Annotated in this window: 5 protein-coding genes; 4 read left to right on the top strand and 1 reads right to left on the bottom strand. The window is 32.2% G+C overall.

The genetic code is table 11. The annotated features are described in order from the left end of the window. The first annotated feature begins 616 nt into the window (after positions 1-616). The 3 genes from IWX83_RS16635 to IWX83_RS16625 all read left to right on the top strand — a co-directional run bounded on the left by IWX83_RS16635 (position 617) and on the right by IWX83_RS16625 (position 4806). Entirely contained in the window at positions 617-3739 is a 3123-nt protein-coding gene (locus IWX83_RS16635; RefSeq protein ID WP_196831289.1) for a hypothetical protein, read from the top strand. Between the two features lie 20 nt (positions 3740-3759). Next, complete coding sequence (locus IWX83_RS16630) at positions 3760-4278, top strand: hypothetical protein (protein ID WP_196831288.1); 519 nt, start codon at positions 3760-3762, stop codon at positions 4276-4278. 129 nt (positions 4279-4407) lie between these two features. Next, complete coding sequence (locus tag IWX83_RS16625; protein ID WP_196831287.1) at positions 4408-4806, top strand: hypothetical protein; 399 nt, start codon at positions 4408-4410, stop codon at positions 4804-4806. Between the two features lie 1201 nt (positions 4807-6007). On the opposite strand, the gene IWX83_RS16620 is transcribed toward IWX83_RS16625, so the two are convergent. Further along, positions 6008-7678 (bottom strand): AraC family transcriptional regulator, encoded by a 1671-nt coding sequence (locus IWX83_RS16620; protein ID WP_196831286.1) that lies wholly within the window; start codon positions 7676-7678, stop codon positions 6008-6010. Positions 7679-8032: 354 nt separating this feature from the next. Between IWX83_RS16620 and IWX83_RS16615 the strand changes: the two genes are divergently transcribed. Further along, the gene (locus IWX83_RS16615) at positions 8033-8770 is read left to right on the top strand and encodes a hypothetical protein (protein ID WP_196831285.1); all 738 of its coding nucleotides are present in this window, start codon (positions 8033-8035) and stop codon (positions 8768-8770) included. Positions 8771-9601 lie beyond the last annotated feature (831 nt).

Genomic DNA, 9601 nt, shown 5'->3' with positions numbered 1-9601 from the left:
AGTTATTTCCGATTTCAGCCGCGCAACAGAAAATTAAAACTTAAAAACTATCTTAAGTTTTTGAAAAAGTTGCATCGTGAATAGGTCGCAGCATATAAAATTGATAAAATATGCAATTTATAATGTCATAATTATAAGAGAGTTTATTTAAAACATTAAACGTAAAAAAATATACATATTAACCTAATAATCATGCATAAATAAAAGTTTTCATTTAACTATTCTAAGTAATAACAAAATTATCAATCAAAAAGATGAAGTTTTAGAACTCATAGAGTTATTATTGTGAGTAAAGATTCACTTGCAATAAAAGTGAATTAACAAATGTTATGGTGAGTTTTTTTATTAACAGAAAAAAGTGAATATCTTTTGCAAGTAAGACAAATGGAGTTATTTTATACAAATAGAAAATTAATACAAACCTAGATCTTAATTTAGGATTATAGAATTAACCGAAAAACTGATAGAAGTGATTGGAACAAATCAAAAAAACTTATAGAATGTAAAGAGGTTGAACATATATAATGATTTACAATAATTTCAAAGATTTTTTTTAATTGATAGTGGATACTATTCAAGAATACCTTTAAAAGGTTAAGAGCAAATATTTAAATTTATGAAAATACAACACAGCAAATTGCAACACAGCACTACTAGAAAAAGTCTATATCTCATTAAATACTGTTTGATTTTACTCGGGTTTGTGCTTAATTCAAACTTGATTCATTCTCAAGTAGTTGAAAATAAGAAAACATATACTGCGGAAATGGACAATTTATTTTCGAATCTTAAGAAAAATGATATAAAAGAATTTAAAAATGGAATTCTGTATGATAGAGTCTATTCCATTGCAAGATTAGAATCTTTTAACAAGACGAATTCTTCAAATGGAAAAAATATACCAACCGTTTCAAACACTTCAAATTATCAACATTTTACGAGAGCTTGGGAAGAACTAAATACCGCAAGCATTAATCCAGATTTTATGGATTGGGATAAATTAACAAAAATTGCCTATTCTTTTGAAAGACAAAATAAAATACAAATAGCGATAATAAACGCCGATTTTACGACAATTGACACTACCGCATTGGGGCCAAATAATCCGAAATTAAAGATAGTTAATAAGAAAATGCAACGTATTGCAGATAAAAATCCTTACATACAAAATACGGTTTTTGTAGCGTCACCGTTGAATTCTAAAACTATTACAGAAAATTCAGCTACTTTTGAATTTGGAAAAATATTTCTTAACTTATCCTCAAAGAAAATTTTTCAATTAACAGCTGCTTTTGAAGATAATCAAAATTTCACTATCTTTGAAAATGGTGTAATTGTAAAAAAATCAATTACCGTACCATTCAAAACAAGTGGTGTAAAAAACATTATTTTTTCTGTTGTTTTCTCAGATAAAACTACACTTACGACCTATGCTAACTTTAGGGTTACTATCCCTGAAACAGCAATAACCAGTCGTTTGGCAAATAGTATCTCGGCAATGAAATATATTACTGCTACAAAGCCTTTTCAGGGGTACGATGAGACCACACCTAGTCTTGGTCAAGGTGAATATAAAATTTACTATGCCCCAAACCATACCCAAATAACAAAACCCTATATTGTGGTGGATGGGTTTGATCCTCATGATACGAGAAAGATTGACGATACTGACGATAATCCTGATAATGATTTGTATAGTATGATGAATTATAATATCCGAGATAATCTTGTGGATAATTTAAACGCAGAAGGCTATGATGTTATTATTCTTAATTTTCCAGAATATGTAATTGCAAGTGAAGAGTACTGTTATTATGAACAACCAAGTGATCCCGAACCAGTTTGTTATTGGTGGCAGCTTTATAGAGATGGCGGTGCCGATTATGTAGAGCGAAACGCAAAAGTGGTTGAAGCTTTGATTAGTGAAGTGAACACTACTCTTGCTAGAGCAGGTAGCACCGCAAATATAAAAATTGCTGGACCAAGTATGGGAGCACTAATAGTACAATATGCATTGGCTGAAATGGAACATAATAATGAGAATCACAATGTTAATTTGTTTGTTTCGTTTGATGGACCTCATAAAGGAGCAAATATAGCTATAGGAATACAAAAAACAGCAGAATATTTTAATATTGAAGATTTTCTCTATCCTCTAAAAACACCTTCAGCAAAACAAATGCTTATCAATCATTATTTGTCTGGTAGCGAAGGATTACCAGCAGGAGCACCTGGATTTAGAGATCGCTTTCAAAACGAATTGAATACTAAAGGTTTTCCAACACAATGTCGTAATATCGCAATGATTAACGGAAGTATAATGGGAGAACAAAAAGCAAGTCCTGCGACCAATATGGCCCACGTAGATGGTAGTGCTTATCTCTTGGGAGCAAGAAGAATTGGATACATTGATTATTCGCCAGACTCTGGGCAAAGACAAGTTTTTAGATATTTAAATCTTAATGCGTGGGGAATTTTTAGTCATACAGCTATTAGAAATAGCTCAACATCTTCCAACTTTGGCAGTTTAGATAATGCTCCAGGCGGATTCTTGAGCGTAAAAGGACGTTTAGAAAAAAGTTTTGGAGTTACATTTCCTTTTAATTGTAGTTTTATTGGTTGCAATTTAGAAAGTCTTCACGATTCTTCAGGAGCTGACTTTTTCAGTTGGTGGGAAAAAGTTGGTCTTTACAGCCTCATTTCATTTGCTAAAGTTAAAGTTTATGTCAATATTGTTGATGAATCTAGTTTTGTACCGACAAAAAGCGCTCTAGCATTTTCTGGAACAAATACTCTTTATAAAGAACAAATAGGTTGCAGGAATTTAGTTTGTACTGGCGAAACTCCTTTTAGTAGTTATTATGCACCAACGAGCAACCAAGAACATGCTTCATTGCATAATGATGGGGTTATATGGTTAATGGGAGAATTGACAGGACAATTCCAAAGTCCAACAGTTTATGCGGGGTGTACAAGTGGGCCTGTTGCGACAATTACAGGGGACAATAGTTTGTGCTATAATGCCAACGGTATGTATTATCTAAATAATCAATGCAATTCCATTACTTCCACAACTTGGTCAACATCGAGTAATTTACAGATGACTTATTCTAACAATGAACAAGTCTCAGTAAAATCGATCGACCCAGATATGACGTTTGGTTGGATAAGGGCTACATTGAGTAACGGTCAGACAGCTACAAAAAATATTTGTGGCAAACCTGATATTACGACTCAAATCACTCCTGCCACTTACCAACCAATAATTAATGTTATTGGGCAAAATTTCAGTCTATCTTCTCAAGGCATTTATGATGGTGCAACTTGGACTCAAACAGGCGGAAATGGGAGTTTAATTTCAAATGGTCTTTATTCTGCTTATGCAACAGGATCAGGAACAGATTGGTATGTAAGTGGAAATGTCATGTTAACAAACAGTTGTGGATCGAGTGTTGTATATTTTGATGTAGCACCTCAAGCAGTTTCAGACCCTTGCAGCACCTTATCTCTAAACAAGGTTAGTGCTAATACTTATAGAATTATTGCCCCCTGCGAACCAGCAATACAACAGTCTATTATGAAAACTCAAATTTTTAATGTGTATGGAACAAAAATTAAAGAGATACTTCCTGCACAAGACAAAATAGACCTAACCAACATTAGCAGTCCAGGGACTATACTAATTATAAAAGCAGAATCTAATGGTAAAACCATTACTGAAAAAGTGATTACTGATTAATAATCTAAAAAAAAACTATTGTGAAAAAGCTATTAAATTTTTTGATTCTTGGATTCGTTTTAGCCTTGTTTATTAATGCCTCGTGTACTGAACCTGATCCTCCTATACCTGCAGGAGACCATACTTTTTCTTGCAGCATAAATGGAGAATTATTTTTGCCAAAAGGAACTGGAGGTGGGTGGTCATCTTTACCCACTGGCGATGGCTTGTATTTTAATGAATACAATAGCAATCTTTCATACTCAGTTTCTGCATCTAATTCAAAGTTTAGAGTATATCTCGGGATATATAATTGGAAAGTTGGAAAATTTACCTTAACCGATAGTGATGGTGTGTTTCATCCCGGAGATAGGGGAGAAATTAATCACGCTATAGTTTTAAAAAACGGTGTAAAATACCTTTCTAAACAAGGTTCTGGTTCTGTAATTTTTACCGTAGGGACAGATACAGATTCGAAAGGCACGTTTGAGTTTGATGTCTATAACGAAAATAATAGTAATGATATTCTACATATAACTAATGGCCAGTTTGATGATTAAAAAAAATTATGAAAAAGATATTAAATTTTTTGATTCTTGGGTTCGTATTAACCTTGTTTATTAATGCCTCGTGTACTGAACCAGATCCTCCCATACCTACAGGTGATCATACTTTTTCTTGCAGAATAAATGGAGAATTATTTTTGCCACAAGGAACTGGCGGGGGTTGGTCATCTTTATCCACTGGCGATGGCCTATTTTTTTAATGAATACAACAGCAATCTTTCATACTCAGCTTCTGCATCAAATTCAAAGTATAGAGTATATTTCGGGATATATAATTGGAAAGTTGGAACATTTAGTTTAACCGATAGTGATGGTGTGTTTCATCCCGGAGACATGGGAGAAATTAATCATGCTATAGTTTTAAAAAACGGTGTAAAATACCTTTCTAAACAAGGTTCTGGTTCTGTAATTTTTACCGTAGGGATAGATACAGATTCGAAAGGCACGTTTGAGTTTGATGTCTATAACGAAAATAATAGTAATGATATTATACATATAACTAATGGCCAGTTTGATGATTAAAAAAAAGTTGTGAATAAGCTCTTAAATTTTTTGATTCTTGGGTTTATTTTAATGTTGTTTACAAACGCATCGTGTACCAAGCCGGATCTTCCCATACTTATGGGAGACCACACTTTTTCTTGCAGAATAAATGGGAAGTCGTTTCTACCTAAAGCTATTGGCGGATGATCTACATCACCTTCTAGTTCTCATGATGGGTTATCTTATTATTTAAGCCAGATTATTTTAATATTCAGATCAGACAGGTATATAGCATGTTCTATATTAATATTATTAACTGGAAATTAGGATTAATTTAATCGATAGCAATGGTTATGTAGGTCCTCAAAATGGAGATCCCCGCGACATAAATCACGTCATAGTTATAAAAAATGGAGTAAAATACCTTTCTAAACAAGTTTCTGGTAGTTTAATTTTTACTGTAGTGACTGATACAGATTTAAAAGGCACGTTTGAGTTTGATGTCTATAACGAAAATAATAGTAATCATATTCTATATATAACTAATGGTCAGTTTGATGATTAAAAAAAAGTTATGAAAAAGCTATTAAATTTTTTGATTCTTGGGTTTGTTTTAATGTTGTTTACAAACGCATCGTGTACAAAGCCTGATTCTCCTATACCTGCGGGAGATCACACTTTTTCTTGCAGAATAAATGAAGAATGATTTTTCCACAAGGAATTACTGGTGGGGGCTGGTCATCTTTACCCTCTGGCGATGGCTTGTATTTTAATAAATATAACAACGATCTTTCTTATTCAGTTTCTGTATCTAATTTTGGAATAAAACGACTACATCAAAATTCATAAAAAGGTTATATTTTTTAAAAATTAGAAATTTCTACTTTTAACAAACTAAAAATCAAATATCAATGCTTCTACATCAGAAGCAAGAGACCTTTATATAATTATTGTACAAAATTAAATGAGTGTATTACAGTTGAACTAAAAATAGATGATGAAAATAAAAGGCAATTTACAATACCAATAAAACTAAATATTGTTGATTTTTTTAATAAGTAAAAGTCAATCTAGCATAAAGATTTTATTAATGTTTTTTAGCTTCTTTATTTCATGTACAGAAGTGGTCTCTACTTTAGTAATTGGTTGTAAAAAGGAAGGGCTTAATATATTTTTATTTTATTAATATTATGCCCAAATAGATGTAATTGAAATCATGCGAACTACAAATTACAATTTATTATTGCTCTTTTAAAAGTTCCTCAATAAAGTAAGAGGTCGGCATTCCTGTTCTTGCAAAAAAAGCAGTAGCAAAACGTTGTGTGCTACTAAACCCAACTTCTTCTGCCAGTGCTTTATTTGTATAATTTCTCAACATCTTGTCTTCTTTCAATAAGATAATCAAATAATCCACTTTTAGGTCATTGAGATAATCTACAAATTTTTTATCTCGGTAATGGGATATTATTTTTGAAATATATCTTGTATTTGAATCAAAGGCTACTGCAAGCTTTGTCAGAGTCAAATCTTTTTCCAGAAATTTTTTATCCTTTTCAAATTTCTCCAATTGCTTTAAGACCGCTGCTACCGTGTCTTGATTTATGTCTTCTATTCCATTGGCTATGTTTTTGGATTCAAGTTTAGTGGCGACTTCACTTTTTTTCATCAATTCATCAAATCTTTGCTTATAGACTCTCTTGTTTCTAATATGTCTATAGATTAGAAATAATACAGATAAGAATAAAAAGAATATCACACCTGTAAAAATGAAATCGTTATACTTTCTTTTATCTAATAAGTTTTCGATTTTTTTCTTCTGTGTCAGCAATTCTTTAGTGTCGTATTCTTTGTGGATTCTTCCAGATACGTATCTGTATCTGCTGTTTAAGACGCTGTCCACTTTAAGTAATTTTTCAATATAATAAAGTTGACGATCCGGATTGCTTTTGGATTTAAAGTAGCTGATTAATAATTCATAATTATTGCGAAGATCAGGACGAATGTATCCTTTATCATTAAAAATGGTATCTACTTTTTTGAAATATGCTATCGCCATTTGGGGATTCTTAAGATCCCAATAACTTTTTCCGATATAAAAATACCCAACAGCTTCATTTGCGAAATCCTTGTTTTTAAGTATGGTTGGTAGCGAATAGGTTATTTTTTTAATAGCTGTGGCATAATTGCCTCGAAAATACTGATTAACTCCTTCCGAGTAATTGAAGTACCCCTCCATTTCATCATTATTGAGTCTTCGTCCTTCTGCAATGCCCTTCTCGTTTGTGTCCGTACATAACCCATAATTGCCGATGCGATTATAACACAAACCAAGTGAATGAAGAGAATTTAAGTAGCCTCTGGAATCGCCTTTTTTAAAATAACCAATGCATTCCCTAAACAAAGAAATCGCCTCATCATAAAACCCAAGATAGTATTTAATGTGTGCAATATTATATTTCGTCTTATATATCAAATACTTGTCAGTGGTTTTAGAAATAAAATTATTTGCGATAAGATAATTATCTAAAGCATAATTATGCTTTTTCTGGGCATAGTATACGATTCCCTTTGATAGATAGGCTGAGCCTATCAAAGCATTGTCCATCGATTTCTTCGCTGTATAGATCATACTGTCAGCATACACCAGTTTTAAATTTTCTGGTGAGCGACGGAGATAATTTTTATAGCCATTTACGATCTCCTGCGAATTTTTTTCTGATTTAGCTTTCGATAAAAAGGATTGAAGGTAAAGCGACTCTTTAACAGGGTCATTTTCTGATTCCTTTATCCGTTCAAAGAGATAATCATAATCCTTATTTCGAATCGTATCAGGAATTTTAAAATAGATTTCCTGCGCGCAAACTTGATCTCCTAAACAAAGAGATAAGATTAGTAGATACTTTTTAATCATAGGTTAAATTAAAAATGGGGTACTATTTTATTTACAAAAATATTTTTGATAGCAAATGATAGGCTGATAAAAATATAACGGGATATTTTGCTGGAAATTGCATCCAATACAATATAAACAATTGATAATGTGTGGTTTTTTTGTCAAAAAACAGGGTATGGATTTTCAGAAAATCCATACCATAAATTATGAAAATCCATACACAATGTGTTGTGGGGTTGAAATTCGACTTCTAGATTTGCCTTGAATTCAAAAGCAAAAAACATTTAGCATCGTGCTAAATTAAAGTTCTGCTTACCCGGGTGAAATGAACTGACTACAGAAATAGTCGGACACATTTAACACATTTTAATCATGAAAAACATTTCATTAGGATTAGTGATTTTATCATTACTAATCGTCTCTTGTACTACTGACCCTACTGATAATACTGAAAGTATTAATGGCAAGGTTAGTGGCAAGAAATCAGAAAAATCGGCACGTTTGGTGCAAAATTTGACCCCAGAAAACCCGGCAAACATTTATGACTTTGCGGGTAAATTACATAATGACATCCTTGATATTTATTTGGCAGGTAATTATCAGTACAATACAATAGCACAAATCAGCCAACAAGTAGAAGCCATCGCAGCTGAGAATAATGATTTAATGCTCTTAAACTTAGGCACAAATCTGCCCATTAATCTTGAAGTAATACAAGAAATCGTAAATAATCCTCAGGCTAAACTAGATGAAGCTATTGCAAATTCTACAATGACAAACGCAGCAAAAGGTAGTCTTTCCAGTTTTATGAACGATGTGCTTTTATGGGAAAGCAATTCCTATGAGGAAATTTATCAATCCATAATTTCATATGAATCATCTGTGATGACTAATCCTCAATTTAATAACGAGGATAAGAGAATTATCCTCACCACTTCATCTATAGTTAGGTATTCAGTCTATTATGATCTGCCTCGTAAAGATGAAGATTGGGACTCCTCTGTTGGTCATCGTGTCGGAGGGCTTAGTGGTGCCATCGATAATTCATCTACTGCGGTAATCAGGTCACTTGTAGCAGGGATTATGATAAATAATCTTGTAACGGAGTGATAATGCACCGTATCCTACTCATTGAAAAGGAAATAATATACACGTTTAGCGTGTTTTTAATTCTCTTCAATCTCGTTAGTCTTTATTTCATCGTAGACCTATTATCCTACGATGAAATGATTGACTACCTCACAAATGGTGAAATAAAAAGTAGTAACCCACGGAATCTCGCTTACTTATTTTTTGTGAGTGGTATGTCAAATTTACTTTTTGTTTCAGTTTCATTGATGGCCGGATTACTTTCTAATCATTCTCTCAAGCCACTTAAACCAAAGTAAAGTTTATTTAACTGATTGCAATTATAATTCTATAAAAGAATATTGTTTTGGTAAGTAAAAATTCAAAATATCGTCATTTAGGTTTGCAAGTCTACATTTTTGAAAGCTTTACATCTAAAATAGCTTTTAGTGAGCTTCTTATGTTGGATCGTTTTTCAATTCTGATCGTAAATTCAGGTTTTTTATCCATACAAATAAATAATAGAGAAGTTACTGTCTTCGAAAATGAGCTACTAATAGTTCCAACACGAAGTTCATGTGAAATTTTGATTATGAGTGACCAGCTACAAATTTGTCTACTATCATTCACACCAGAGTTTGCTTTTGAGAATAGTATTAGGAGACCTCATATTGGATATTTTGAATTTTTTATTACCAAATTATCTTCCAAAATCTTTCTCAAGAGTAAAGATGTGGTATTACTTATCGATCTGTTTAAAATACTTAATAGTAAGGTACTGTTTTGACCCCTATAAAACAAGAGTATTATTCTAAATTTCGATTTTTAATTACGCTGTTAATTTTTTCATCATTATTAAGTGTTTATCAGAGT

The sequence above is a fragment of the Flavobacterium sp. CG_9.1 genome, assembly GCF_015751645.1.
In the GTDB taxonomy this organism is placed as follows: Bacteria; Bacteroidota; Bacteroidia; order Flavobacteriales; family Flavobacteriaceae; genus Flavobacterium; species Flavobacterium xanthum.
The sequence above is the reverse complement of the archived record's forward strand: the minus strand, read 5'-3'. Positions and strand labels throughout refer to the sequence as shown.

Excerpts from the sequence above, each read along its gene's own strand:
- IWX83_RS16635 (WP_196831289.1), top strand. The coding sequence starts at position 617 with ATGAAAATACAACACAGCAAATTGCAACACAGCACTACTAGAAAAAGT.
- IWX83_RS16625 (WP_196831287.1), top strand. The coding sequence starts at position 4,408 with ATGGAGAATTATTTTTGCCACAAGGAACTGGCGGGGGTTGGTCATCTT.
- IWX83_RS16620 (WP_196831286.1), bottom strand. The coding sequence starts at position 7,678 with ATGATTAAAAAGTATCTACTAATCTTATCTCTTTGTTTAGGAGATCAA.
- IWX83_RS16615 (WP_196831285.1), top strand. The coding sequence starts at position 8,033 with ATGAAAAACATTTCATTAGGATTAGTGATTTTATCATTACTAATCGTC.